The sequence below is a fragment of the Paraburkholderia sp. ZP32-5 genome, from assembly GCF_021390495.1.
Classification (GTDB): Bacteria; Pseudomonadota; Gammaproteobacteria; order Burkholderiales; family Burkholderiaceae; genus Paraburkholderia.
This window is the reverse complement of record NZ_JAJEJP010000002.1, coordinates 2341474-2367663: the sequence shown is the minus strand read 5'-3', so window position 1 is coordinate 2367663 and position 26190 is coordinate 2341474. Positions and strand designations below refer to the sequence as shown.

General features: G+C 62.4%; 25 protein-coding genes. 5 read left to right on the top strand and 20 right to left on the bottom strand.

Translation table 11 applies throughout. The annotated features are described in order from the left end of the window. Window position 1 precedes the first annotated feature (1 nt). The 10 genes from L0U82_RS29310 to L0U82_RS29265 form a co-directional block, all read right to left on the bottom strand. Window positions 2-1117 carry a hypothetical protein gene (locus L0U82_RS29310; RefSeq protein WP_233836562.1) on the bottom strand — a complete coding sequence of 372 codons (1116 nt, stop codon included), beginning with the start codon at window positions 1115-1117 and terminating at the stop codon, window positions 2-4. 11 nt (window positions 1118-1128) lie between these two features. Beyond that, window positions 1129-2289 (bottom strand): ATP-grasp domain-containing protein, encoded by a 1161-nt coding sequence (locus L0U82_RS29305; RefSeq protein ID WP_233836560.1) that lies wholly within the window; start codon window positions 2287-2289, stop codon window positions 1129-1131. Then, window positions 2286-3647, bottom strand: coding sequence for a F390 synthetase-related protein (locus tag L0U82_RS29300; protein WP_233836559.1), 1362 nt, complete (start codon window positions 3645-3647; stop codon window positions 2286-2288). The genes L0U82_RS29305 and L0U82_RS29300 overlap by 4 nt, the downstream gene beginning before the upstream one ends. Beyond that, entirely contained in the window at window positions 3634-4482 is an 849-nt protein-coding gene (locus L0U82_RS29295) for an MBL fold metallo-hydrolase (protein WP_233836558.1), read from the bottom strand. Before L0U82_RS29295 ends, L0U82_RS29300 begins: the two co-directional genes overlap by 14 nt. After that, window positions 4482-5489, bottom strand: coding sequence for an NAD-dependent epimerase/dehydratase family protein (locus tag L0U82_RS29290; protein ID WP_233836557.1), 1008 nt, complete (start codon window positions 5487-5489; stop codon window positions 4482-4484). Before L0U82_RS29290 ends, L0U82_RS29295 begins: the two co-directional genes overlap by 1 nt. 1 nt (window position 5490) lies before the next feature. Next, window positions 5491-6498 carry a 3-oxoacyl-[acyl-carrier-protein] synthase III C-terminal domain-containing protein gene (locus tag L0U82_RS29285; RefSeq protein WP_233836556.1) on the bottom strand — a complete coding sequence of 336 codons (1008 nt, stop codon included), beginning with the start codon at window positions 6496-6498 and terminating at the stop codon, window positions 5491-5493. After that, a complete protein-coding gene (locus L0U82_RS29280; RefSeq protein WP_233836555.1) occupies window positions 6495-6806 on the bottom strand; it encodes an ArsR/SmtB family transcription factor in 312 nt (103 codons plus the stop codon). Before L0U82_RS29280 ends, L0U82_RS29285 begins: the two co-directional genes overlap by 4 nt. A gap of 296 nt (window positions 6807-7102) precedes the next feature. After that, window positions 7103-7711, bottom strand: coding sequence for a thioredoxin fold domain-containing protein (locus L0U82_RS29275; protein ID WP_233836554.1), 609 nt, complete (start codon window positions 7709-7711; stop codon window positions 7103-7105). 156 nt (window positions 7712-7867) lie between these two features. Next, window positions 7868-8827: a Tim44 domain-containing protein gene (locus L0U82_RS29270; RefSeq protein WP_233836552.1), complete on the bottom strand. Its 960-nt coding sequence runs from the start codon at window positions 8825-8827 to the stop codon at window positions 7868-7870. Window positions 8828-8906: 79 nt separating this feature from the next. After that, window positions 8907-9401 (bottom strand): CBS domain-containing protein, encoded by a 495-nt coding sequence (locus L0U82_RS29265; RefSeq protein ID WP_233836550.1) that lies wholly within the window; start codon window positions 9399-9401, stop codon window positions 8907-8909. 147 nt (window positions 9402-9548) lie between these two features. Between L0U82_RS29265 and nhaR the strand changes: the two genes are divergently transcribed. Next, complete coding sequence (gene nhaR, locus L0U82_RS29260; RefSeq protein WP_233836548.1) at window positions 9549-10445, top strand: transcriptional activator NhaR; 897 nt, start codon at window positions 9549-9551, stop codon at window positions 10443-10445. Window positions 10446-10545: 100 nt separating this feature from the next. Continuing rightward, entirely contained in the window at window positions 10546-11169 is a 624-nt protein-coding gene (locus L0U82_RS29255) for a TetR/AcrR family transcriptional regulator (protein ID WP_233836547.1), read from the top strand. A 153-nt stretch (window positions 11170-11322) separates the two neighbouring features. Here the strand turns inward: L0U82_RS29255 and L0U82_RS29250 are convergent, their stop codons facing one another. The 6 genes from L0U82_RS29250 to L0U82_RS29225 form a co-directional block, all read right to left on the bottom strand. Next, the gene (locus L0U82_RS29250) at window positions 11323-12060 is read right to left on the bottom strand and encodes an SDR family oxidoreductase (protein WP_267929716.1); all 738 of its coding nucleotides are present in this window, start codon (window positions 12058-12060) and stop codon (window positions 11323-11325) included. Window positions 12061-12208: 148 nt separating this feature from the next. Continuing rightward, a complete protein-coding gene (locus L0U82_RS29245) occupies window positions 12209-13006 on the bottom strand; it encodes an isocitrate lyase/PEP mutase family protein (protein WP_233836546.1) in 798 nt (265 codons plus the stop codon). 61 nt (window positions 13007-13067) lie between these two features. Beyond that, window positions 13068-14243 carry an MFS transporter gene (locus tag L0U82_RS29240; RefSeq protein WP_233836545.1) on the bottom strand — a complete coding sequence of 392 codons (1176 nt, stop codon included), beginning with the start codon at window positions 14241-14243 and terminating at the stop codon, window positions 13068-13070. Window positions 14244-14498: 255 nt separating this feature from the next. Continuing rightward, complete coding sequence (locus tag L0U82_RS29235; RefSeq protein ID WP_233836544.1) at window positions 14499-15983, bottom strand: efflux transporter outer membrane subunit; 1485 nt, start codon at window positions 15981-15983, stop codon at window positions 14499-14501. After that, window positions 15980-19171: an efflux RND transporter permease subunit gene (locus L0U82_RS29230; RefSeq protein WP_233836543.1), complete on the bottom strand. Its 3192-nt coding sequence runs from the start codon at window positions 19169-19171 to the stop codon at window positions 15980-15982. The genes L0U82_RS29235 and L0U82_RS29230 overlap by 4 nt, the downstream gene beginning before the upstream one ends. Continuing rightward, entirely contained in the window at window positions 19168-20427 is a 1260-nt protein-coding gene (locus L0U82_RS29225) for an efflux RND transporter periplasmic adaptor subunit (RefSeq protein ID WP_233836541.1), read from the bottom strand. Before L0U82_RS29225 ends, L0U82_RS29230 begins: the two co-directional genes overlap by 4 nt. Before the next feature lie 225 nt (window positions 20428-20652). Here L0U82_RS29225 and L0U82_RS29220 point away from each other — a divergent pair, with 225 nt between their 5' ends. Beyond that, on the top strand, window positions 20653-21174 hold the full coding sequence (locus L0U82_RS29220) for a winged helix-turn-helix transcriptional regulator (protein ID WP_233836539.1): 522 nt from the start codon (window positions 20653-20655) through the stop codon (window positions 21172-21174). A 93-nt stretch (window positions 21175-21267) separates the two neighbouring features. Here L0U82_RS29220 and L0U82_RS29215 read toward each other — a convergent pair whose 3' ends face one another. After that, window positions 21268-22188, bottom strand: coding sequence for a LysR family transcriptional regulator (locus tag L0U82_RS29215; protein WP_233836537.1), 921 nt, complete (start codon window positions 22186-22188; stop codon window positions 21268-21270). Window positions 22189-22368: 180 nt separating this feature from the next. Here L0U82_RS29215 and L0U82_RS29210 point away from each other — a divergent pair, with 180 nt between their 5' ends. Beyond that, window positions 22369-22872 (top strand): DUF1993 domain-containing protein, encoded by a 504-nt coding sequence (locus L0U82_RS29210; RefSeq protein WP_233836535.1) that lies wholly within the window; start codon window positions 22369-22371, stop codon window positions 22870-22872. 42 nt (window positions 22873-22914) lie between these two features. Here the strand turns inward: L0U82_RS29210 and L0U82_RS29205 are convergent, their stop codons facing one another. Then, entirely contained in the window at window positions 22915-23313 is a 399-nt protein-coding gene (locus tag L0U82_RS29205) for a response regulator (RefSeq protein WP_233836533.1), read from the bottom strand. Between the two features lie 244 nt (window positions 23314-23557). Between L0U82_RS29205 and L0U82_RS29200 the strand changes: the two genes are divergently transcribed. Further along, window positions 23558-23830, top strand: a complete 273-nt coding sequence (locus tag L0U82_RS29200) for a hypothetical protein (RefSeq protein WP_233837549.1) — start codon at window positions 23558-23560, stop codon at window positions 23828-23830. Between the two features lie 34 nt (window positions 23831-23864). On the opposite strand, the gene L0U82_RS29195 is transcribed toward L0U82_RS29200, so the two are convergent. Next, window positions 23865-25160, bottom strand: a complete 1296-nt coding sequence (locus tag L0U82_RS29195) for an MFS transporter (protein ID WP_233836532.1) — start codon at window positions 25158-25160, stop codon at window positions 23865-23867. Window positions 25161-25258: 98 nt separating this feature from the next. After that, entirely contained in the window at window positions 25259-26182 is a 924-nt protein-coding gene (locus L0U82_RS29190) for an amidohydrolase family protein (RefSeq protein WP_233836531.1), read from the bottom strand. Window positions 26183-26190: the final 8 nt, after the last annotated feature.

Below are 26190 nucleotides of genomic sequence, written 5' to 3'. Positions count from 1 at the left end.
GTCATAGCTGAAAGCGCCGCATCAGCGGCACGCCGAGATGTTGAGTGAGGAGTCGAAGGCGCCGCAGCGCGCGACGCAACGAATCCGGCAGATGTTCCGAGAGAACCGCGCTATATTCGATTGCCGGTTCGCCACCTCGAAGCCGTTTGAAGTGGGCCGCGCCCGCGCTGAGGTTGAGGATGCCCGATCGTTCGCGAGTCTCGGACAGAACGTGCGCCATCAATAGCCGGTACAAGCCATCCGAGACGGGCGCCGATGTGTCGTATCCGACGATAGGCGCACTCAGCAATCGGCCTTGCGCAAAGATACCGACGACGGCGCGCAGTTTCCCCGAATCGTCTTTGAAGCCGGTGAGGTCCAGTAGCCGGTTGCGTTGCCATGCTTTCAGGAACGTCGCCGTATAGTGAGGATTCAGCCGGGAATACTTGTCGAGATAGAGCAGGCTGTATAGCCGCTCGCTTTCCGTAAAATCCGTGTCGGAGAATGTGTGGCCCGCGACGCGATGCAGCGGTGTCGAGATCAGATGCTTCAGATCGCGTCGCAGGTTCTGATGGTTCGCGGCACATCGATCGATGTCATGAAACAGATAAACCTGACGCGTGGGAATCAGTTCGAATCCCGCGCGTTCGAGCGCGTGAAGCCACTCGGCGTGCTGCATGTAATTCAGCGAGCGAAACCAGATAGCATGTCCAGGCCAACGCGACTTCAGCGCCTCACGTATCGCCGCAAAATCGAGGCTCTCGGTCGACGGATAGAGGTTCGTGCTGAGCAGCCAGTTATTGATCGATACCGCCTGATCGATTCCTGCATTGCGCAACCAGCGGTCTACCGTGCCGATCACACCGCACAGTGGCCATGCGAGCGCGCGGGGAAACAGGCGGCGCGTTTCTTCCAGTGCGTACCTGCTATAGGTCGTCAGTGGCGAGCACACCCACGCGTTTTCACTATCGATGTCGTTGATCGTCACGGGAAACGGCATGCCGCCGAACGTGACGGACTCGATGCGCACGTCGACGTTGCGAACGAACTTTTGCGTTTCAACGCCTGCATGAAGGGTCGAGAATGCAGTCGCCAGTTCGACGAAGCATTGCTGTGGCGCGTAGAGGGTTTCACCCATGCCGGTTACGTTCATACGTCAGGCAGCGCTTCGCCGTCCCACTCGATATCTCGCGTCGCTGCTTCCCGCATGTTGCAGCGCTGCGCAAGCGCGAGCCGCGCATACGACATCAGGTCGATGAGTGCACCTGCAATCGGACGCCGGTCGTCCGGCACGCCGATTACATCGGCTGCATTGCGATAGTCGCGCGACCAGCGGCGCACGTCACGGCGCCGGCACGCATCGATCAGCCCCGCACTCAGCATGACCGCGCTGATCATGCGTGGTGCTGCCGCGCGGGGTTCGATGCACTGATCGAGCGTGCCGGCGAGTGCCGCGGGAAGCGGCGCGTCGAGCGGAAACAGATGACAGCCGCTCGTCGCACGCGGATTGCATTCGAGTACGCTCACGTTTCCACTGGCATCCTGAATCCAGTCGAACGACACCTGTCCGGTGAAGTCGAGCTTGCGCACGAAGTTCGCGACGAATGTGTGGATCGCTTCGATTCGTGCGGGCTCGAAATAGAAACTCGAACTTCTGTTCATGCGCCAGGTGGGTCGGTAGAGGCTGTGCGCCCGCAACTGCCCCCGATCGGCGACGCTGTATGAACAGTATTCAGTGCCGCTCACATAACGTTGGGCGACCCAGTTGCCGAGCGAAGGGAGGGGCGGTGCATCATCTGGCACGCCATATCCGTAAAGCCGCACGTGCACGCCGAATCGCGAGAATTCCGGCTTGAGCACGATGGGCGCACCTTGTGCCCACTCACGCGCCTCGTGAATCGAACCGACGAGCGTCGAGTCCGGCACGTTCACGCAGCAGCCTCGCGCGAGCGCAAGGAACTGCCATTTGCTATGAACCGCGCGCAGCGTGTCGAAGTCATCGGCAAGCACACGTACCTGATCGGGCAGTTGCCGCCGGTATCGCGACAGGAAGAACACCTCCTCGCATGTCGGCAGGATCAGATCGAAGCGATGTCTGTCGCAGGCACTGGCGAGATCGGCGGCGAATTGCGCGGGGGCATGGCGTGGCGAAGCGATCCGCAGCGATGCATCGACTGCGCGCGACGCTCCGCTGATCAGGCAAGGGATGCTGTCCGCCACCGTGACCTGCCAGCCCTGACGCGCGAAACGCCGGGCGTGATCGAGCGCCACGGGTGCGCGTCCGCCAAGGATGAGCACCTTACTTTTCATGGGTGATCGCGACCGAAGGAAGGGATTTCGTCATCAGCCGATGGCTTCGTGGCGCAGACGATCCGCCTGCGTTTTGCCGCCGGTAACCGTAGATCAAGCGCGGCGCGCCGGTATGGAAGACTGCACATGCCCTGCGATGCGATCAGGTCGTCGAGCGCATGCTGGATCGAAGGGAACGCAGTCTCCGAACCTCGAACGCCGAGCGACAATGTGCGTCCATACTGCACGAGCGAGTAGTCGTCGACGGCCGCGCCGCAACGTGCGACGGCACGCCGGACTGAATCAGGAAAAAGCGGAAGCAGCGGACCGCCGTGGCGGGACGGCAGCCACAGCACGTCGTCGAGCCTGCCGTCGATGGCATCGAGCGCCATCGTCACGCGTCCGCACGGGCAGGGCGTCGCTCGCACACGCAGAATATCGTCGAGCCGATAGCGGACGATCAACTGCGTGCGACGTGTGAAGTCCGTGATGACAGGGATGAACCGCGTGCGTGCATCGTCGATCCATTCAGGCTCGACATGCACGAATTCTTCATTCAGATGCAGCGTGCCATGTGAGCATGTGTAGCCGAGAAAGCCCTCGGTGCACTGATACAGTTGATGAACGGGTTTGCTCCACGCGTCGCGGATAAGCGTTTCATCGTCGGGCTCGAGAACTTCCGCGACCGAGATCACCTTGCGCGGCGACAGGCGCAGATGTCCCGCAAGCGTTTCAACTGCAAGCCAGCCGAGCACGCTCGCGGGCGCGACGAGCACTTCCGGCGCAAAGCCGGCCAAGGCATCGATGTGGGTATGTGCTCCCGCCTGAAGATCGAAGAAGCGAAAGTCGATGCGGCGGCTGCGCAACGTCGTATAGAGCGAACTGTTTGCGCGCAGGAAAAACGCGACGCGGAGCGGTTTCGCACGTGTGGCGAGCAGCCTGAGCAGGTCGCGATCGAGCGTGCGGTCGAGCATGATGCCCGCCCACTTCGCGCGCTCCGATGCGTTCGCGAGAAAGACGCCGGGACGGCCGCTGGTGCCGCTCGACAGTCCCGCCGTGAGGTCCGAATCGAATTGCGCTGGCAGTACGCCGGCTTCCTCCGAAGCGCGTGCCGCTGCCAATGCCGTCTCCAGTGCAATGCCGCGGGTGTTGAACGCGGAAAAGCGTTGCAGCGTGAATGCCTTGTCGACGATGGGTAGTGCGGCAAGCTCGCGACATGGGTAGTCGCGATAGAAGCTCGCCTGCTTTAGCCGCGTCTGCAGGAATGCATCGAGCCGCCGCGTCTGCCAGCGCTCGAACGATGCACGGTCATCGAAGCGAAGACCGTAGCGTGTCGATGCGAAGGCACCCATCATCTGGGCGAAGTCAGTGAAATTCACGGGCTACGCGCCTCCATGTGAATTCGCAATGCGATGGGACGATGGTGAGTGCGTCGTTGCGGCCTAGCAGATGGCGCAATCCGGCAAAGGTCGCGAGGTATGCCCTTTTGTCGGAGAACAGACGCGACGCGATCCATGTCGGCGGTTTGTCGTGCCGGACAGCTTCGAGGGACCAGCATGCATCGGCGACGAGAAACACGGTCCGCGCACCCGCTGTCTGAAACAGAATGCCGAGCTGGCCCGGCGTATGACCGGGCAGCGGAACACCAATCACGCTTGCGTCGCCCAGCAGGTCGAAGCCGTGCGCGAATGGATGCATGTCGGGCGGCAGCGCGACGCGCTCGCAATCATCCGCACAGGTCAAGCGTGCATCGAACGAACTCGGCAGCAAGGTCCGCAGATAGCCGCGACGCAGGCCGCCAATGCGAGAGGCGCGGCGCATTGCATCGACTTCGTCGCGCATTGCGAAGAATCTTGCATTCGACAACTCTCCGATGCCGGCGATATGGTCGGCATGCAGATGCGACAGGAACACGTTCCCGATATCGTGCAATGCGAGCCCGTGTTGGGCGAGCTGCGCGGGCAGCGATTCGTCTGCTGTCAGTGACACCGGCGTCACCAGCCGATACAGTCGCTCGGGAAATGGCTGCGTCGCCGCGAAGAATGCGTTGCTGTAGCCTGTGTCGAACAGCATCGGGCCGAGGCGCGGATGGAGCAGCAGGCCTGCAAGCGCCGGGAACGGGACGCTGCCCAGGCGCCCGCCACGTTGCGTCACGCACTCGGGATGCGAGCAATGGCCAATCCGAAGCAGGTGGAAGCCGAGCGTCGTCGTCATCAGCGCGTCTGCTCCGACTGATTGACCCACGCAGCCGTGCGCCGGATGCCGTCGGCAAGCGTCACTTGCGGTATATACCCGAGCAGATCGCGGGCACGGGTTAGATCGAGTGTCTGCGACCAGGCGAGCAGTCCCACTGAATATCGCGTGACGGGCGGCTCCCAATCCTGCCGAAAGGACGCGGCCCACTCCAGCAACGTAGCAGCGGCGTCGGCGACGCAATAAGGTACTCGGCGCACGCGTAGCTCGATGTTGAATGCGTCCGCAAGCATCGCGAATAGTGTTCGCACGGGCATCGGCTCGCCGTTGCTGATATTGATGACGGCGCGCCGGAGATCGGCCGAGAGCGCGGCTTCGATTGCATCGATGACGTTGTCTACATAGGTCAGATCGATGAGCGCGTTGCCGCCGCGCATCAATGGCAGCCGCGATACGCGCGCAACCCGCAGAAGCCGTGGCAATAGCGTGGCGTCGTAAGGGCCGATGATCGCGCGAGGACGGAGCGCCACGACCGAGTCGAGCGACGACTGCATGACCTGTTGTTCCGCGATGCCCTTGGTGCGCGCATAGTCGTTGACGGGCGAGGGCAGCGGTTCGTCTTCGCGGATGCCGATGCGATCGCGGAAATCGAAATAAAGACTTGGCGTCGAGATATGGACGAGCCGGGACACGCCACGAGCGCGACAGGCATCAACCACTTCCTGTGTCGACGCGATGTTTGCCTTGTGGAAGGCTTCGGGTCGTCCCCACGGTGAGGAAAGCGCCGCACAGTGGACCGCGGCTTCGGCGCCTGCCGCGGCTTCAAGCATCGTCTCGCGGCTTTGGGCGCCGCCATGTTCGAGCTCGACGAAGCGCGTTTCGTGATCGGCGCGTTTCGCGCCCGCGATTACGGTCGCTGCATGCTGCTGGTTGCGGCCGGTGAAGACGACATCGTGGCCCGCTGCATTGAGGCGCCATACGACGTGTCGCCCGAGAAAGCCGGTGCCGCCTGTCACGAGTATCCGCATGTCAGTACACCAGCACCATGCCGCCGAGCGTCAGTCCGGCGCCCGAGCCGAGCAGCATCAGCGGTTCGTCGCGCTTTATCCGGCTATCTTCGATCGCGCGATGCAGTGCCGAAGGAAGCGAAGCGCCAACCTGATTGCCGGACTCCGCGAGGATATCCATCACGCGAGCCGGCTCGATCCGCAAGCGCTTCGACAGATGATCGAGCGCAAGGCGGCTCGCCTGATGCGGGATCACAAGACGAATCTGTTCGAGTGTCAGTGCTGCGCCGTCGAGCAACTGCGAAACGAGACGGGGCAGTTCTCTGGATACGGTCCGGAAGAGGCGCGGCCCATCCATATGGAAGAAGGTGAGCGGACCAAAATCGACGCCGGGTCTGCGTGGATGGTAACGAGAGCCGCCCGCCTTGATATGGCAGTCGTTTGCTCCGCTTGCATGCGTCTCGATCTGCGACGCGAGAATGCAGGATCGCTCGCCGGGCTCGCTTTTACGGATGATGGCCGCTGCCGCGCCGTCGCCGAAGATCGCGGATTCGCCGAGTGTCGTCCAGTCGAGTGAGAAGGTCGCGATGTCCGAAGACACGACCATCACGTTGCGATATCGGCCGCATTCCACGAGATAACTGATCGTATCGAGGCCGACGAGAAACGACAGGCAACTGGCACCGATATCGAACGCACTGATATGACCGACGCCCGGTCCGACGGCCGCGAGAATCATCGCGGCGTTGTACGGCAGCGCCTGATCCATCGTCGCGGATGATGCAACCAGGCAGTCGATGTCGCTCCAATCGAAACCTGCGCGCTGCAGCGCCTGTTCGCAGGCTTCGACGGCGAGCGTCGCCGCGTTTTCATTCCTCGCATAGTGCCGGGTCCGCACGCCGTAGCGCGCGAATATCGTGCCGACGGGCAGACCGAAACGCCTGTCTATTTCTTCGCTGGTCAGCGTGTTGGCCGGTACCGCGGTGCCTGTGCCGCAGATACGGATGCCACGTGTCGAGTTGCGGTTCATAGCACTTCCTCCGCATATCGGGCCGTCGTGTCGAGTGCGTTAATCAACAGCGATTTGTTTGCTGTCAGATACACATCGCGGCCTTCCTTCTTGGCACTCAGCAGCCCAGCGCCCTGCAGCACGCGAATGTGATGGATCGTGGCCGTTCGGCTCAACGGCAGCCAGTCGACGATCTGCTTGATCGTCAGGCGCTCGCCCGGTTCGAAAAACAGCATGATCCGCTGCCGGTAGCTATCGCCCATGGCCGAGAACACGCTAGCGAAGCGCTCCCACTCGGTGGGAATGGATTTGGCAAATTGAGTGCGCATGACTATAAAGCTAGTTTTTTAGTCAAAACTTGTCAAGGTCGATTGACCATAGTCGCCACAGGTGGCTGCTAGGGTTCACCTAGATTCGAGCGCTTCGATGTGGATATATGAATGGGCAGGCTGATTCGGCTTGGCTGACGCATTGCGGACCATGGTTGATCACATGACAAAGCCTGTCGCGGACGCCGATGGAGGATCTGCGCCCGCCCGAAGCTGGCTCGTCGGGCGGGTGATTCAAAGTTTGCTTTGCGGTGATGCGAGGTCAGCGCCGTAACGCTCCCCGCACCGCTCCAATATCAACGAAACCGTTGAAGCGAAGGACTTTCCGCCTGCTCAGGCAGCTTGAGCATCGCGGGCAGCGCACTCAGCGCCGGCATACCGCTCGTATCAGCCCAGCGGCCATCGGCGGTCTTGTAAATGATCGTAGGCGTGCCGTCGAAGCCCATTGCCTTGAACAGGTTGGTGTTCTCGTTCAGCTTCGATTGGGCCGAAAACGAAACAGGGTTCGCGGGCTTGATGCCGCCCGATTCTGTGGCTTCCACGAACTTCAATTCGTTCTCGCGCAAAAGCGCGGAGGCGTCCGTCGCATCGAGCAACGCCGCGGCCTTGCCCGGCGAATCGGATTTGAGGAAGCCCAGCGGGATCCAGCGCACTTGCAGTCCAACGGCCTCGTAGGGCTGGAAAGCCTGCCATGCGTAGTGACAGAAAATGCAGTTCGGGTCCATGAACACATAGATCGTGGACTTCACCTTGTCACCGGTTGCACCTTCAACGATCACCGATGTTTTATCCAGTTGCGCGGCGGCCGACGCCGGCAGATACGTTGGCGCCGGCTGTTCGGCTGCGAGAGCGAGCGGCGATATCGCCAGAAATGCCGACAGAATGGCGGACCCCAAAGCTTTCATTTATCTATAACTCCACGCGAATAGATGTCGTCGGACTCTAGCATGCATGAGTGTCGGACGAGCGGCGCCCTGACAACGGAGCAGAGATATCGGGGCGCGCGACAAATACTCGACGTGGTAACCGGCAGCAAGCCGCTGCCGGTTCCACACCCGCCGCTAACGATCTATCTGCTGGATACCCGCCAGCCGCCATGACTGGTCGCCGTGCACGCTCCTGACGAGGTTCCAGATCTCCTGGAACGGCTGGGCGTTCTGCGCGTGGTCTTCGCGCATTTGGCCGTAAAAGCGAACACTGACCAGCGTTTCGTTCGCACTGTTTTCCTCGCCCAATACTTCGGCATCGAGTTGCGTGACTTCCGTCACGCTTGGCTGGCCGCCGCGGGCTTCCAGATCCTGTTTGATTTGCGCGAACATCTGCGGCGTCGTCAACTCGAACAGGTCGCCTTGCTCGTTGCGGTCCCACGCACCTTGAAGACGCACGAACATGCTTTTTGCGAAGCCAAGAAACACGGCCTGGTCTACCTTGGGCAGATGATCCGACACCTTCGCCGTGTTGATGGAATCCGTCACTGCGTGCGGCCAGTTCCGCGGATTCGCTTCGGGCCGCGGCTGCCCGAGCGGATTCGAAAATAGCGAGCCGTTCGCTTGCTGCCGGTTCGCGGCGCCATGTCCATAAGCGAGGTCCGGCCGACGACGCCTCGTGATAAAGCGGAACAGCATCACCGCGGCGACAACCACTAGCCCGATCAGCAGCGTATTCGCCAGCATCTGCGCCAGTTCTTCAGCGAGGCCAAACGACGACAGCAACGCTGCAATGCCAAAGCCTGCGGCGAGGCCGGCGAGCGGACCCATCCAGCGGTTTGCCGACGTGGCGGCCGGCTGTGCAGCCTGCTGCGACGTTTGAGCCTGAGCCTGCTGGCCCGATTGCCCCTGGCCCGACGGCGACGCTGTCTGCGACTGGCGTCCGACACTCTGGCCACCGCCGACCCGCTTCGCTTCGGCATCGTTCGACGCCACCGCGCCGAGCGCAAGCACTGCCGCCAGACCGAGCGCCGCGGTTCCGCGCGTTATCGCGGCGGCAGCGCGTCGAAGTTGATTGAGCAATTGTGTGAACATAAGAAACCTCTTTCGGTGAGTCAGGGAACTGCCCGCATCGCACTTCCAATAGCCATTTAAGGAATTACAAAAAGTAATGTCATGGCGTCATGAATCTTTCAACTCTCTGCGGCATCGGTCGACTCTGACTGACCTGTAATCCGCTGCCGTGGATGTAGTGTTCGAGTTGCCGGATCGTCTGTTCCTGCTCGCAAATCTGATTCGCGATGAGGTCGCCGATCGACACCATTCCGACCACTTGCGCGGCCGCAATCACGGGCAAATAACATATCCGGTGCGCCGTCATCAGTGCCATGCATTCTTCAGTTGTTTGCCGCGGGCTTACGTAGAGCACCTCCGCCGTCATGATGTCGCGCACCGGCGTATCCCTTGATGAGCGCTCCATTAGAACGATTTTCCGCGCGTAATCACGCTCGGTGACGATGCCGGCCATACGCCCATCGTGTACGACGATAAGCGCGCCGATCTGCCTGTACGCCATGATCGCGATCGCGTCGTACACCGACGCTGACGCCTGCGTCGACCACACCGTCCGGGATGCTTTTGAACGAAGGAATTGCTCGACTGATGCCATATGTCACCTCTATCAGTTGTCATGAGTCACCCACTGGTGCCCAGCTGCGAGACTTGAATCTAACTGACTCCCGCGGAATAGAAAATTCGTATTTTTATTGCGGACACTTCGAGAAAATCGTATGGTTTGTCGATCGTTGGAGGCGACATGAACTTCAAGCATCTGTATTACTTCTGGATTGCCGCGCGCGCGGGAGGGATCGTCCGTGCCGGCGAGCAATTGCATATTTCGCCGCAAACGCTGAGCGGCCAGATCAAGTTGCTTGAAGAGGCGTTGGATAAAAAGCTGTTCAGGAAAAGCGGGCGCATGATCGAACTGACCGACGCGGGCCGGCTCGCGCTCGATTACGCCGACGAAATATTCTCGTTGGGCTCGGAGTTGGAGAGCGCGCTGCGACGCGAGAGCGAATCCGGCGCACCGATGCGGTTTCGCGTCGGGATCGCGGATTCGGTACCGAAAGCCATTGCTTACCGGCTGCTGGAACCCGCGCTGAACGCGTCGCTGTCGCTGCGGATGATCTGTCACGAAGGCAAGCTGCATGCGCTGCTCGCGCAACTGGCCTTGCACCGCCTCGACTTGATCATCGCGGATGCGCCCATTCCCTCCGACGTCAATATCAAGGCGTTCAATCACCCGCTCGGCCGCTCGACGCTCAGTTGCTTCGGCGCTGAGGCGCTGGTCCAGAACGGCAAAAAGCGTTTCCCGTTATCGCTCGGTCAATTGCCGGTGTTGCTGCCCGGCACGGAATCCGCGGTGCGTCGCAAGCTGGATCACTGGCTGGCGTCGCATGCCATTTCACCGCGCATCGTCGGCGAGTTCGACGACGGAGCCATGACTCTCGCATTCGGCCGCGAAGGCTGCGGCCTGCTGTTCGCCCCCACGGTGCTGGAGAGCCAGTTGCAGGCAGAGCACAAACTGATGGTGGCCGGACAGATCGACACCATCGTGGAAGAGTTCTTTGCGATTTCGATCGAACGCCATATCAGTCATCCGGCTGTCGCGTTGATCATGGATGCGGCGCGCAGTGAATTGTTCACTAGCTAGAAGGCTCCGTTGATGCAAACGACGCGTTATCTGCGGGCATCCGCCGGGTGAGATTGTTCTTCCCGCTGCACGTCGTTGATTTTCAGCAGGAAGTCCATTAATGTGTCAATCGACACAGAAAGGAATTGATATGGCTACCTCAGGTCGACCGAGGGAATTCGATCGCGAAGCCGCCTTGCATTCAGCCATGCTGGTGTTCTGGAAAAAGGGCTTTGTCGCAACCTCGATGAATGATCTCTGCGAGGCGATGGGCATTCGTTCGCCAAGCCTATACGCAGCGTTCGGAAGTAAGGAAGATCTCTATCTCGAAGCGGTAGGGCGCTACAACGCGGCTGCTGATTCATTGATCTGGGATCACATCGAAGATGGTCCTACGGCCAAAGACGGCGTGCGTAACGTGCTGCTGGCTGCCGCGTCGGTATTGCCGGGCGGCGCGGGCATTCCGTCGGGCTGCATGGTGAACCTGGCGGCCGGCGACGGATGCGCGGAATCGATAGCGAAGACCGTGAAGACGGCGCGCCACGGTGGGCTCAAAGCGTTCAGGTCGGGGATCAAGCGCGCGGTCGCGTCCGGGGAGTTGTCCCGCTCGACGAACGTCGATCAGCTGAGCCGGTTTTATCTGGGCGTGGTTCAAGGCATGGCCATTCAGGCACGAGATGGCGCGACGCGAGCGGAACTGACCGGCACGGCTGAAGTGGCGATGAATGCGTGGCCTGGCCGATAGCAATAGCTGGGCAACCATTCGGTCAACAACAAAGCCCGTTCAACGAGCAGTAGAACGGGCTTCGGATCAGGCAGTTGTACTTTCATACTGTCGGCACGCGCTGTCGAATACAAACCAGGCGCGTGCCGACCACACCCAAATCTCAGCTACGCGTTACGCGTTAGCGCCGCCATCGACAGTCAGCGCCGCGCCCGTGATATAGCTGGCGTTTTCGCTCGCGAGGAACACCACGGCTTGTGCGATGTCCTCGCCCGTGCCGTACTCGCCGGTGGCCGTCAGTGCTTTCAGCGTCGGGCCGAACGGACCTTCAACCGGGTTCATGTCCGTATTGATCGAACCGGGTTGCACCAGATTCGCCGTAATCCCGTGCGGGCCGAGTTCTCGCGCCAGACCTTGCGTGAACGCGACGAGCGCGGACTTCGAACCGGAGTAAACACCGAGCATCGATGCCGGCACGCGATCGGCGAAGTAGCTGCCGATCGAAATGATGCGTCCACCCTTCTTCAGATGCGGAATCGCAGCTTTGGCTGCGACGATCGGTGCGCGCACATTCACGTTGAGCGTCGCGTCGATGTCTTCGATCGAGATGTCCTTCACATCGCCCATCCGCAGAATGCCGGCGTTGTTCACCAGAATATCGAGGCCGCCCAGCGCTTCGACCGTCTTCTGCACGGAAGCCTGAACCGCCGATGCATTCGCGCTATCCGCCTGAATCGCGACACTGCGGCGGCCTTCGGCTTCGATCGTCTTCACGACGCCCGCGGCTTGCTCCGCCGACTTTTCATACGTAATCGCGACGTCCGCGCCGGCCGCGGCCAAAGCCTTCGCAATTGCAGCACCGATACCGCGGCTTGCGCCGGTAACCAGAGCGCGTTTTCCTTTAAGCACCATGATACTCTCCATTGTGTGTTGATTGATACAGAATAGTAGAAGCGAGCATGCCGGAGCGTCAATCTATTTTTGTGTTGATCGACACATAAATAGACGAACGACCAGCAGACACGCTTCGGGACGTGCCTGCTACTTACAGGTTTTTAAATCAGGCGAACAAACCTTGAATCTCGCCGTAAGGTAACGGCTGGTCGTCGAGCGCTTCGGAACGACCGTGCTTCAGAAAGTCCTGCGCGAGGGTCTTCGTCTTGCCGAGCACGATCTGCGAGATGCCGCTGCCCGCGCTGAGCCGCCGAACGCCGAGCTTGCCGAGGGTCGTCGCATCGGCGAGGCCCGGCAGCGCCATCACGTTCAGAGGCAGTCGTGTTGCACTCGTAATCGCTTCGATGTCAGCCGGCTGCACAAGCGCCGGCAGGAAAAGACCATCCGCGCCGGCCGATGCGTACAGCTCGCCGCGAGCAATGGCCTCTTGCGGCTGCTTCGCCTTGTCGACGAGGCTCGCAAGGAACACGTCGCTACGTGCGTTGACGAACAGGTCCGAACCCGACTTGGCAACGGCATTCCTGATCGCCTCGATTTTCGCGGCGAGAAGCGATGCGGCGTCCGGACCGTCTTCGATATTGATGCCGGCAATGCCGAGGTCCACCAGTTGCATCACGTGGTTCGCAACCGTGTTGGGATCGTCGGAGTAGCCGTGTTCAACATCGACCGACAACGGTACGTTCAGCACGCGGATGATGCGTCGAACCGACGCGACGACTTCATCGAACGGAAGGGCGCGTCCGTCGGGATAACCCAGCGCCCAGGCAAAGCCGGCACTCGTCGTCGCGATCGCCGGTGCGCCTTGCGCTTCGATGAGGCGGGCGCTACCGGCGTCCCAGGCGTTCGGCAATCGCAGCGGCGTCGAATTGTCGTGCAACTGACGGAATGTGTTTGCGTTAGACATGACTGTTTCCTCGTATCTTGAATCTTCAATAGATGACAGGTGCAAAGCGTGATGACCGGAATCAGGCCGCTACCGCGCTTTTGGATGTGTTGGCAAACGATGCGATACGGCGCGTCGCCAGTTCGGACACTGCGATTGCGATCACAACGGGAATCGCGGACAGGTAACCCAGGTTGTGACTGCCGATCGTCGGGATCACCGCGGCACCAAGCGTGCCGGCGATGGATACACCCACATACGTGGCCGACGTGTTCAGCCCAACCAGCACCGAGGTCATCGGCGGATTCAGGCTGGCGAGGCGGAACTGTTGCGGCACCAGCACGCCCCATGCACACGCACCCCAGATCGTCACCGCGATTGCCGCGCTCCACAGATGTGCACTGGTGATCGGCATCGTGACGATGACGAGTGCAACGATCGCCAGCTTGATCATCACGACCTTGTGCGAGCCGATCCGATCGAGAATCCGTCCGGTCAGCAGATTCGACAAGGTTCCTGCCAGACCCCACAGCACCAGCAGGCCGCCCAGCACCGTGGCGCTATGGCCGGTCGCACGATCGAACACGACGGAGAAGTAGCTGAAGATGATGAAGGTGCCGATCTGCGCGAGCACCGTCGTCGCGAGCGTCAGTCCGACGCGCGAGTCGGTGAGCGGCGACAGGCGCTGGCTGAGCGAGATCGCCGGCGGCAGCGGTACTTCGGGCATGAACGCGAGGATGCCGACGAATGCGGCCGCACCGAGCGCGGCGACCAGCACCATGGTCCAGTGCCAGCCCGCGAGGCCGCCGATCACGGCGCCGATCGGCGAGCCCAGCGCGGTCGCGGTCGTCAGACCGGCGACGATGATCGACAACGCGTAGCCGCGGCGTTCCGGCGCGACCAGCGACGCGCCGGTGCCGCTGGCGGTCGGTGAGAACATCGCGGCGCCGAGGCCCGCGAAAGCGCGTGTGGCCAACGCGATGCCGAGGTTCGGCGCGACGATGGTGCCGAGGTTGGCAATCACGAACAGGCCGATACCGCTCAACAGCAGACGCTTGCGTCCGACGTTGGCGGCCAGCGCCGCGATGGTCGGGCCAAGCAGCGCATAGCTGAGCGCATACACGCTGATCAGCTGGCCGGCGGCACCGATGCTGACGTTAAACGAATGTGCGATTTCGGGCAGGATGCCCGCGAAGACGAAGCTGTCGGTACCCAGCGCGAACATACCGAGTGCGAGTGTGAGAAGACGGCGATCCATGTCGGCTGCTCCAGAAGGAAGGCGGTTGAGTTGCGTGACGAAACTATAGGAGAGGCGATCTGATCGCACTACCGGGGGGAAGTGGGAAGCTGTTGCTCACAAACTGGAGAAGTCGCTTGGCTTGCGCGTGAGTAGGTCCCCGCCGGCCGGGCGGGGCGCCGCGTTGAGCCGTCGGCTCTGTCGGAGAAGGGCGCGCGTCAGCTCCCCTAAGCGCCCCTCAGCCCACGAAAGCGCGTAAATAACCCCGCGCCGCAATCAGTTAACCCGCGCGACCTGCTGCCGTGGCGCCGGCGCCGCCCAGCCGCCGCCGAGAGAACGGAACGTCCTCACGGCGGCACGCGCGGCGTCCGCCCGCGTCGCATCGAGTTCATCACGCGATACCAGCAGTTGCCGGTCGGCGTCGAGCACATCGGTCAGCGTGATCGAGCCCGCGCGATACGCCTTCTCCGACAGATCTCGCGCCCTCGTCAACGAGTCGACTTCCTGCTGGATTTCCCGCGCGCGAATCTCGGTTTGCGACAGCGTCATCAACGCGTCTTCGACGTCCTCGGTCGCTTTGAGCGCCGCTTCCCGATACTGCGCGAGCGCCTCCGCATACGAGCCGCGTGCATTCTTGACCTCGGCATCCACCTTGCCGAAATCGAACAGACGCCACTGCAACGCACCGGTGCCGACGGCCTCGAACGACTTCGCGCTCAGGAAGTGACTGGCGCTGATGCTGTCGAATCCCAGTGCGCCGGACAGCGAAATCTTCGGATAGTAGTCGGCCAGCGCCACGCCGATCGCTTCGTTGGACGCCGCAAGATGCCGTTCCGCCGCGATGATGTCGGGGCGCCGCCGCAGCACGTCGACCGGCTGATCTCCGCTGCCGATCGCGGGCACGTCCGGTACGACGCCGGCGTTTGCGCCCAGTTCGGCCGCATAGGTGCCGGGCTGCGCCCCCATCAGCACGTCGAGCCGGTTCAGTTGCGCTTCGAGCGCGATGCGCAAGCTCGGAACGGTCGAACGGGCCTGGCGCAACGACGCTTCGGCCTGAGCCACCTCGCGTTCGTCGGACGCCCCCGCCTGCTTGCGCGCTTTCACGAGTTCCAGCAGGCGCGCATCGGTATCGACCTGATCCTGGGTGACCGCCAGTTCGGCCTGCAGCCCGCGAATCTGCAGGTAAGCGTCGGCTGCGTCGGCCGCCACCGTCACGCGCGTGCCCATCTGCGTGGCCTCGGCGGCCTGTTCTTCATCGGTGGCCTGCGCGTGCGCGCGTCGCAGGCCGCCGGCCAGATCGATCTCCCAACTGGCCGTTGCACCGGCAACATACTGCTTCTGGTCGCGGCTGTAGTTCGGAAACGCGCTTGCAAGGCTACCCAATGGACTCTGCAGGCTCTGGTGCTGCGCCGAGTACGACGCGTTGGCATCGACGGTCGGAAGCAGTTGCGCGCCCGCCGCCTGAGCCGCCGCGCGCGCTTGCGTGACGCGGGCAATCGAGGCCTGAAGACTCAGGTTCTGATCGAGTGCCCGCTGCACGACCTTGACCAGTTCCGGGTCGTTGAAGCCGGTCCACCAGTTGTCGAGATCCGGTGCCGGCAGCGTGGTGTGGCGGTCGGCGACGATCTGCGCGTTGTGGAACGGCGCCATCTGCGCGTCGGGCGCGACGTAGTTCGGCCCGACCGCACAGGCCGCGAGGAACGCGCTGACGATCAGACTGCCGGCGAGCGCTTTCGCGGTTCTGGATACGAAGCTGTTCATTTCACTTCTCCACGGCTGAGTGCGCGGGGTAACGCAGGCGCATGCTTGATGCCGAGCTTGCGAACGAATGCATAAAACGCAGGGGTAAAAGCGAGGCCGAAGATCGTCACGCCGAGCATGCCGAAGAACACCGTCGTGCCGAGCGATTGCCGCATCTCCGAGCCGGCGCCGCTGGCGATCGCGAGCGGTGCCACGCCGGCGATGAACGCGAACGACGTCATCAGGATCGGTCGCAGCCGCACATGGGCCGCATGGGTGGCCGCATCCTCCGCGTTGACACCGTCTTCGTCCTGCCGCTGTTTGGCGAACTCGACGATCAGAATCGCGTTCTTCGCCGCAAGCCCGACGAGCACCACGAAGCCGATCTGCGCGAGGATGTCGATCGGCATGCCTCGCACATTCAGGCCGATGGCGGCCGCGAGCAGACACATCGGCACGATCAGCACGATCGCGAGCGGCGTCTTCCAGCTTTCATACTGCGCGGCGAGCACGAGGAACACGAACAGCGCCGACGCAGCGAAGATCACGAGCGGCGACATCGTCTGCTCTTTCTGCTGATGCGCAAGGTCGGTCCATTCGTAGGTGATGCCGTTCGGCAGCACCTGCGCGGCGAGCTGTTCCATGTGCTCGATCGCTTCGCCCGACGAGAACCCGGGGCCGGCCGCACCCATGATTTCCGCCGCCGGATACATGTTGTAGCGCGGCACGCGATACGGCTCGGTCGTGCTCTTGAACGTCGCCACGCTGCTGATCGGCACCATATCGCCGGTCGCATTGCGCACCTTCAATCTGCCGATGTCGTCGGGCGTGCGGCGGAATGCATCATCGCCCTGCACGCGGACCTGATACGTGCGTCCCATGAAGTTGAAGTCGTTCACATACTGCGAGCCGAGGTAAAGCTCCATCGTGGAGAAGACGTCCGTCGGCGTGAGACCGATTTTCTCCGCCTTCAAACGGTCGATGTCCGCATAGACCGACGGCGCGCCCGCGTTGTACAGCGTGAATACGCCGCCGAATACCTTGTCCTTGTTGGCTGCCGCGACGAGCGTGTTGGCTGCGCTGGCGAGTGCCTGCGGGCCCAGTCCGCCGCGGTCTTCGAGCATCAGCTTGAAGCCGCCTGCCGCGCCGAGTCCTTGCACGGGCGGCGGATTGACCACGACGACCACGGCGTCCTTGACGGTCGCGACCCGCTTGCGCAGTTCGACCAGCATCGACGCCGCGTTGACGCCGGCAACGTGCTTGCCGTACAGCGAAGGCAGTCCGTAGAACAGCGTGCCGACGTTCGGCGCAATCGTGCCGGTCGTCACGTCGAAGCCGGACACCGGCGACGTGTGCGTGACACCTTTAAGTCCCGGCGTATCGAGCACGATATCGTTGATTTCGCGAACCACCTTGTCGGTGCGCTCGAGACTCGATCCCGGCGGCAGGAACGCGATCACAGCCTGATAGCCGATGTCCTGATCGGGGATGAAGCCCGTGGGCATTCTCGACATCTGCAGCGCGGTGGCGCCGATCAGACCGGCATACACGAGCAGCATCACCGACGTGGCGCGCACGAAGCGGCCCGTCATCTTGCCGTAGCGCGACGACAGCCATTCGAACGACGTATTGAAGCGGCCGAAGATCGCATGATGAAAGCGGCCCAGCGCAGTCGAGCCGCCGTGCGACTTCTCCATCTCGTGCGGCTTGAGCAATACCGCGCACAGAGCCGGGCTCAGCGTCAGCGACACGAAGCACGAGATCACCGTGGATGCCGCGATCGTGATCGCGAACTGCTTGAAGAACAGCCCCGAGATGCCGGACATCAATGCAGTGGGTCCGAACACCGCGCACAGTGTGAGTGCGATCGCGATGATGGCGGTCGACACCTCGTTCATCGTTTGATGCGCGGCCTCTCGTGGCGACATGCCGAGCGCCATGTTTCGCTCGACGTTCTCGACTACCACGATCGCATCGTCCACCACGATGCCGACCGCGAGAACCAGCCCGAACAATGACAGGTTGTTGATCGACGCGCCGAACAGCGAAAGAATCGTGAACGTGCCGACCAGCGACACCGGGATCGCAACGACCGGGATGATCGTTGCGCGCCAGTTCTGCAAGAACAGATACACGACGCCGACCACCAGCAGAATCGCGATGAAAATGGTTTTGGCGACTTCGTGGATCGACTGCGACACGAAGGTCGTCGGGTCGTAGATCTTGATGTAGTCGATGCCGGGCGGGAAGCTCTTCTTCAGCTCGGCCATCTTGTCCCACACTTCATTTTCGACTTTGACCACGTTCGCATCGGGCGTGGCAATAACGAACCACGGCGTCGACGCGTAGCGGTCCGCATATGCCTTGGAACCATAGTCGACCGAACCCAACTCGACACGGCCGATATCGCGAATGCGTGTGACACGTCCCTGCGAATCGGACTTGACGACCACATCGCCGAACTGTTCCGGCGTGCTCAGCCGGCCGAGTGCATCGACGTTGATCTGATAGGCGCCCGTGCCGTTGTGCGCAACCGGCGGTTGATTGAGTACCCCGGCGGACACGGAGGCGTTCTGCGCGCGCAGCGCGGCGAGTATTTCGCTGGCGCTGATGTTGTACGAGGCGGCCTTGTCCGGATCGATCCAGATTCGCATCGCGTACTGCCGCTCGCCGAACAGCTGGAAGTCCGATACGCCCGGCAAACGCGCTATCTGATCGCGCACCTTCAGCATGTAGTTCGACAGGTACTCCGGACTACGCGAGCCATCGGGTGAATAGACGTGCACGCCGAGCAGCAGCGCCTGGATGGTCTTTTTCACCTGCACGCCTTGCGCTTGCACATCGACGGGCAGACGCGACAGCGTGTCTTCGACCCGGCTGCGCGTGAGCAGCAGCGCGGTATTCGGATCGGTGCCGACCTTGAAGATCACCGTGATCGTCAGCTGACCGTTGCCGGTCGACTGGCTCGAAATGTAGTCCATGTTTTCGACGCCGTTGACCGACTGCTCGATCGGCGTGGCGACCGTGCGCGCGATCGTATCGGCCGACGCACCCGGATACGAGGTCGTGATCTGAATCGTCGGCGGAACGATGTTCGGATACTGCGCGACGGGCAGCGACACCATCGTCGCGAGGCCGATGAGCAGCGCGAAGACGTTGAGCACCACGGCAAAGCGCGGATGCTCGATAAAGAAGTGAGTGAGTCTCATGATTTCGCTCCATCGTCGTGTTGCTCCGACGAAAACTGGATCGTTCCGGCATGCGGGGAAATCTTCGAGCCGGGGCGCACGGACGGGATACCGTCGATCACGACGCGGTCCGTCGCGGCCAGTCCGGAGCGGATGACTCGCAGACCGCCGCGAAGGTCGCCGACTTCCACTTTTCTGGGCGTGACCACGTTGTCGTTGCCGACCACGTACACCATGTGGTCCGTTTGATCTTCGAGGACGGCTGCATCGGGGACCAGTAACGCCGGTTGCGGCGCGGTCGTCGCGAGCCTCACGCGCGAGAAGCCACCGGGCGTCAGCGACAGGTCACTGTTCGGAATCGTTGCGCGCGCGTGGATCGTGCCGCTCGAACGGTCCAGTGTGTTGTCGATGAAGTCGAGCGTGCCGCTGCGCGAGAAGCCGCTGTCGCCGGTCGGCGAGATCGTTACCGCGTCGGCGAGCGGCCCGCTGCGGTTGGCACGGGCACGCTGGAACGCCGCGTAGTCGTTTTCGCTGATGTCGAAATCCAGATAGATCGGGTCGAGCGAAACGAGGGTGGCGAGCAGCGTCGTCGGACCGCTGCCGGCGCGGTTGCCGGACACCAGGTTGCCGGTCGACACGAGGTGCGTGCCGATGCGGCTGGTAAACGGCGCGGTGATCTTGCAGCGATCCAGATCGAACCTGGCGTCGCGAACCAGCGCATTGGCGTTATCCAACGCTGCCTGCGCGGCGCGTTGCTCGGCCACTTTCTGATCGACGTTTTCGACCGTCCCTGCCTCGGCACGCTGCAGCTCCTGGGCCCGCGCAAGCTCGCGCGTGGCGAGCGCCAGGCGGGCATTCGCCGATTCGAGCGCGGCTGTCGCTTCGCTCAGCTTGATCTGATAGGGCTCCGGATCGATCTCGAACAGCACATCGCCTTTATGCACGATGTCGCCGTCCTTGAAGTCGATCCGCACCAGCGTGCCGCCGACCTGCGCACGCAATTCGACGCGATTCACCGCCGAGAACTGGCCGAGAAATCCGAGCCGCCCTTCGATATCGCGTTGCAACGGCGCGCTGACGCTCACCGACGGAGGCGGCGGCGCGACAACCGGCGCGGCGCCCGAGCGGTGCAGATGAAATGCCGTTGCGGCCACCGCGACGACAACAGCGGCCGCGACGCCTTTGCCGATCCATCGTATAGGGCCGGGCGCCGCCGGGCTCGCTGGAGCCGCGGCTCTGACCTCGATTTGCTCAATTTGCTCAATTTCGCTACTCATCGCATTCCCAGGTAGGTGAACAGGTTGCGTCGCCGTCTCAGCTCTGCACGGCGCGATAATCCGGAAAGTGGCAGCGGTTGGGGCATCCCCGGAAAGACCGCGCTAAGTTTCGTGACGCAACTATAGGGAGCGCGATGGCGTCGCGGTACGGGCCAAAACCGGGAAGCTGTTGCTCGCAAACTGGTTAAGTTGCGTGACGAAACTTGAGTTAGGATGCGTTTCATCATGTACAGAAAACGCTTCGATGGAATGGACTGTTCGATCGCTCGTGCCCTCGATGAGGTCGGCGAGTGGTGGACGCTTCTGATCGTTCGGGAGTGCACGCAGGGCAGTCGCCGCTTCGACGAATTCCAGAGCGGGCTCGGCATTGCCCGCAATGTTCTGACGGCAAGGCTCGAACGCCTGACCGAACTGGAGATTCTCGAACGCTTCCCGATCGCGGAACGCGCGAATACGTTCGGTTACCGGTTGACCGCGAAAGGGCGGGACTTATATCCGGTGCTGGTCGCGCTGATGCAATGGGGCGACAAGTGGCTCGCGCCGGACGGCAAGCCGCATATCAAGCTCGTCGAGCATGCGAGCGGGCGGCCTGTCGAGAAGCTGGAAGTGCGTGGCGCGGATGGGCAGCCGCTCGGTTATCAGGACGTTCGGTTTGCCGCCGGCCCGGGGGCGACGAAGAAGACACGGGACGTGATCGGGAATCGGAATGGCCGGGTGCTGAGGGACCAGGCCGAGGACGAGTCGTGAACGTTGTTGCTTGCCGATAGATGGCAGCCTGGCGATTGCGGGCATGCAGCCTGGCGTTGTATTGGCGGCGTGCCCGAAGAAAGAAGCGAAAAGCTACGAACGCTTCTGCTTGCCGAACCTGGACAGCGATTCCCGCAGCCTGGGCGCTGCAAAGTCGATGAAATGCCGCAGTTTGATCGCCATCAGGTTTCTGGACACATGAACCAGATGCACGGGCACCGGTTCGATCTCGAACTGCGTCAGCAGCACGTCGAGTTGACCGTTGCGCAATGCTTCATCGGCATCGTGTTCGAACACGAAGGTGATGCCCGCGTTGTCGATCGCGGCGCTGACGGCGGCGTCGGGCGAAGTGACTTCGAGCCGCGGCTTCACTTCGAGCAGGTAGGTCTTGTGGCTCGCGGGCAGACGGAAGCGCCACGGCGACAGATACGGGCTATTGAACACGACGCACGGATACTTGACGAGGTCGTCGGGTTCGCGCGGAAGCGCGTGTCCGGCAAGCAGCGTTGGGCTCGCACAGACGATCGGCCGCAATGAACCGATACGCGTCGCGATCAGATTGCTGTCCGGCAACTCGCCGATGCGCACCGCGAGATCGGCGTGCGCATCGATCAGGTCGATGTTGCGGTCGGACAGCAGCAGTCGAACGGTGATGTCGGGATACTGCGCGAGGAACTGATTGATGACCGGTAAAACATGCAGGCGGCCGAGTTGCACAGGTGCAGTAACGACCAGTTCGCCTCTTGCCGTGGCGAACTCCCCGGTGGCTTCGTGTTCCTGTTCACGCACGAGGTCGAGAATGCGCCGCGCCGCCGCGACGTACGACATGCCCGCATCGGTCAAGGTCAGCTTGCGCGTGGTGCGTATCAGCAGGCGGGTACCGAGCATCTCTTCGAGATCGGCAACCTTGCGGGTGAGTGTGCTGACGGGGATCTTCAGTTCGCGAGCGGCGGCCGACAGGCTTCCCCCATCCACCGCGGTCACCAGCATCTGCATGGCTTCTAGTCGGTCCAACGCGTTCGCTCTCTCGTGAAATCAGGTCGCAGTATTGTAGGGGGAAACGGCTCGCCGGGGCCGGAATTCGCGATGGCGGGCGCAGTAGCGAATGCCTGTTAAGAATGCCCTTTAATCAAACGTTCGCATCGTCACGCAGTTGCGTTATGTTGCGAAAACATCAGTGTTTGGAGACCCACAATGTATGCACAGGCTATCGCGCAATGCGTGCAGGCAGTCAGATCGATGGAAACGTATCTCGACAAGGCCGAGCGCTTCGCGAACGCAAAGAAGTTCGATGTCGATGTTCTGCTGTCGACGCGTCTCGCGCCCGACATGGCCGGCTTGCTCTATCAGATACAAAGCGCTTGCGACTATCTGAAGGGGGGCGCCGCGTGGCTGTCGGGACAGCAACCTCCGCGACATGAGGACAATGAGCAAACGCTCGAAGACGCACGTGCGCGCTTGCGCAAGACGATCGAGTTCGCCGAGAGCGTGGCGGCCGAACGGTATGCCGATGCTGCGGGCCAGGTCGTCAAGGTGTCGTGGGTGCCGGGCAAATTGACCGGAGAAAATTATCTGCTGCAGATCGTGATTCCGAACGTCTACTTCCATGTCGCGATGGCTTACGCGATCTTGCGTGCGAATGGCGTCGACTTGGGGAAGATGGACTTCATTGGTCCGGTTAATTCGTTCGACGCGTAGCGCCGCTGCAGCGGCGCTCGCCGCGTGAACGACGCTGCCGGCTCAGGTTTTTTTGCTGTTCCGCGAGCCCCGCGAGCCCCGATGCGTGACCCGTTCGACCAGCAGACGCCGCATCGTGGCAAGCAGCACGCTGCCGTCAACGGGTTTGCGCAGAAACCCGTCGTAGCTGACAAAGGCGGGGGGCGACGGTTCTCCCGAGATCAGGATAAAGGCGACATCCGGCAAGCCGGGGACCGTGCGCAAACGGTGACAGAGTTCGCTGCCCGACATGACCGGCATGCGCCAGTCGGCAACAACTACATCCACCGGGGATTCCATGAACGCGGCCAGCGCCGACTGGCCGTCGCTTGCGCTCGTCACTTCGAAACCATCGGCGGCGCACAGGGCGGCCCACGCTTCGAGCGTCTGCGCATCATCATCGACCAGTAGTACGCTTGGCATGACCAGGTCCGGATTACGATGTTTTTATTTGTCAGCATAGTGCGGGCAAAGTTCACGCGCCAGCATTTGGCTTAACTATTCGCCGTCTATGTTAGCGCTTGCGTTAGCGCCGGCGAGTTACCGGTAAATAACGCCGGTCCATGACGTGCGTATGATGGAGGCGCAACAGGCCGCCACCGGCCACCACCGGCCGCGCGGCGCCTGACTGATGCCGGACTGGCTCGAACAATGGAAGGAGACCCGGATGATCCGCAAGATGCTCAATGCTTCGCAGCTACAGCAGGAGGTCGATCGGCGAATTCATCGATTGCAGGAAGTCGTCGATGATGGTGTGAAGATTCGTGTGCTGCGGCCGCAATTGCAGGACGAGGACAAGACCGGCTGCAACTGGACCATGAAGCACTTCGGTAACGCGGCCGGCTTCGAGCGCGGCATCGACGATGTGCTCAAGGCCGTGCGCGCGGAATACAACCTTCGTACTGAAGCGAAGGAGAGCATCAACCCGTTCGGGGACTGACGGCGGCGCCGTCGGCCCCAAAGCGGGGTGCTCGTCATCGGCTATCGGTGCTTAGCTCCCGACGATAGGATTCTTCGGACTCGCTGGCCGGCACGGACGGCGCCCCGGCATCGAGCGCGCGGCCGGCCGTCTCCGGCAGCAACGCGATGGCGATCAGCATGATTGCGTACGCACTGACACCGAACGCGACGATCGTGCCGCCAAGCGGCAGCATCGAGCCGAGCAAGCCGATCACACCGGGAAACAGCGCGCCTATCCCCCGGCCGAAGTTGTAGCAGAAGCCCTGCGCGGTGCCGCGGATCGCGCTCGGGAACAGCTCGGTCATATAAGGTCCCATCGGCGAGAACATCATGTACGCGCAGAAGCCGAGCGGAAAGCCGAGCACGAGCATCAGGTTGTCGGGCAGCGAGATGCCCATATACAGCACCAGCATGATCGCCGAGCCGATCGTGCTGACCATGAACGTGCGGCGCCGTCCGATCGCATCGCATAGATACGCGCCGGCCAGAAAGCCCACGAAGGAACCGGCGATCAGCACAGTGGTGAAAGCGGTCGTGCCGATTACCGACATATGTCGGACCGTTTTCAGATAGGTCGGCAGCCATACGACGAACGAGTACGACCCGCCGGTTGCACCCGTGGCGAGCGCGGCTGCCTTGATCGTCGTCGCCAGATAGGGGCGCGTGAAAATAATGCCGATCTGCGCGGCGACCGAGGTATTGCGCGCGGCCTGCCGGGCCGGCGCGGACGCTTCGGGCTCACGCAGCTTTCCGCGCATCCAGATCGCGCCGAACGCCGGGAGCAGACCGGTCCAGAACATGATCCGCCACGCGAGCGCGTCGGGAAACCGCGAGAACACGACGCCGAACAACAGCGCCGCCGCGCCCCAGCCGATCGCCCAGCCGCTTTGCACGATGCCGACCGCGCGGCCGCGATACTCGTCGCGGATCACTTCGCCGATCAGCACCGCGCCCGCCGCCCATTCGCCGCCGAAGCCGAGGCCTTGCAGCGCCCGGCAGACGAACAACTGCTCGAAGTTCTGCGTGAAGCCGCTCAGAAACGTGAAGACCGCGTACCAGACGACGGTGATCTGCAACACGCGCACGCGGCCGTAACGGTCGCTGAACATGCCGACGAACCAGCCGCCGAACGCGGACACGAGCAGCGTGACGGTGCCGAGCATTCCGGCCTGGCCGCGGCTGATGCCCCACAGGCCGAGCAGCGCTGGCATCACGAAGCTGTAGGCCTGGGCATCGAGCGCATCGAGCGACCAGCCGGCAAAGCAGCCGATCATGGTGCGCTTTTCGAGCGCGTTCAGGTTCTTCCACATCGTTGTCTCCGATTATTGTCGTTGTGGCCGCGGCACGCGTACGCGCCACGGCGTGGTGTTGCGCTGGTGCGTTCAGCTCATGTGTTCAGTTCACGCGTTCAGCTCGCGCGCGAAGCCGCGGCAGCGTCGAAACCGTACAACTGCGCCGGATTGTCGACGAGGATGCGTCGCCGGATCGTCGGATCAGGTGCCCAGTCGAACAGCGCGTCGGCGAGGTCGCCGTCGTTCGGCATCGGTGATGCGTTCGGGTGCGGCCAGTCACTCGCCCACACGCAGCGCTCCGGTGCCGTGTCGATCAGGCGGCGCGCGAGCGGCGTCACGTCGGGAAAGCGCGGCGCTCGCGTCGATAGACGGTAGGGCCCCACCAGCTTGAACCAGACGTGATCGAGTGCCGCGAGTTCGAGCAGTTGCCTGAAGCCCGCGCCGCTCGCGCCGTCGTTCGCGTCGATATGACCGAAGTGATCGATCACGCAACGCACCGGCAGCGCGCGTAGCCGCTCGCCGAGTTCCGGCATCTGATCGAGCTTCGCGAAGAACTGCAGATGCCAGCCGAGCGGCGCGATACGGGCGGCGAGCCGCGGCGCGTCGTCGATGCGCAGCACCGAGGTTTTCGACGACACATTGATGCGGATGCCTTTGACGCCCGCCGCGTCGAGTTCGAGCAGTTCGGCGTCGCTGATGTCCGGGTCGACCACGGCGACACCGCGCAGCGTGTCGGGCCGCGCGCGCAGCGCCGCGAGCATGCAGCGATTGTCCGTGCCGTAGACGCTCGGCTGAATCAGCACGGCGCGCGTGCAACCGAGCGTCGCGAGCATCGCCTCGAAGCGTTCGACGGTGGTCAGCGGGAAGCGGTACGCGGCGTTGCCGATGTAAGGGTACAGATGGTCCGGGCCGAACACATGCGCGTGGCAGTCGCACGAACCGGCGGGAAAGCGCTCGCCGGGAGCGCGGATGTCGTCCAGCGGACCCGGCAATAGAGGCGCTGCCGGCAGCGCGATCGGCAGAGAGGAAAGGTCGTTCATGCAGTCAC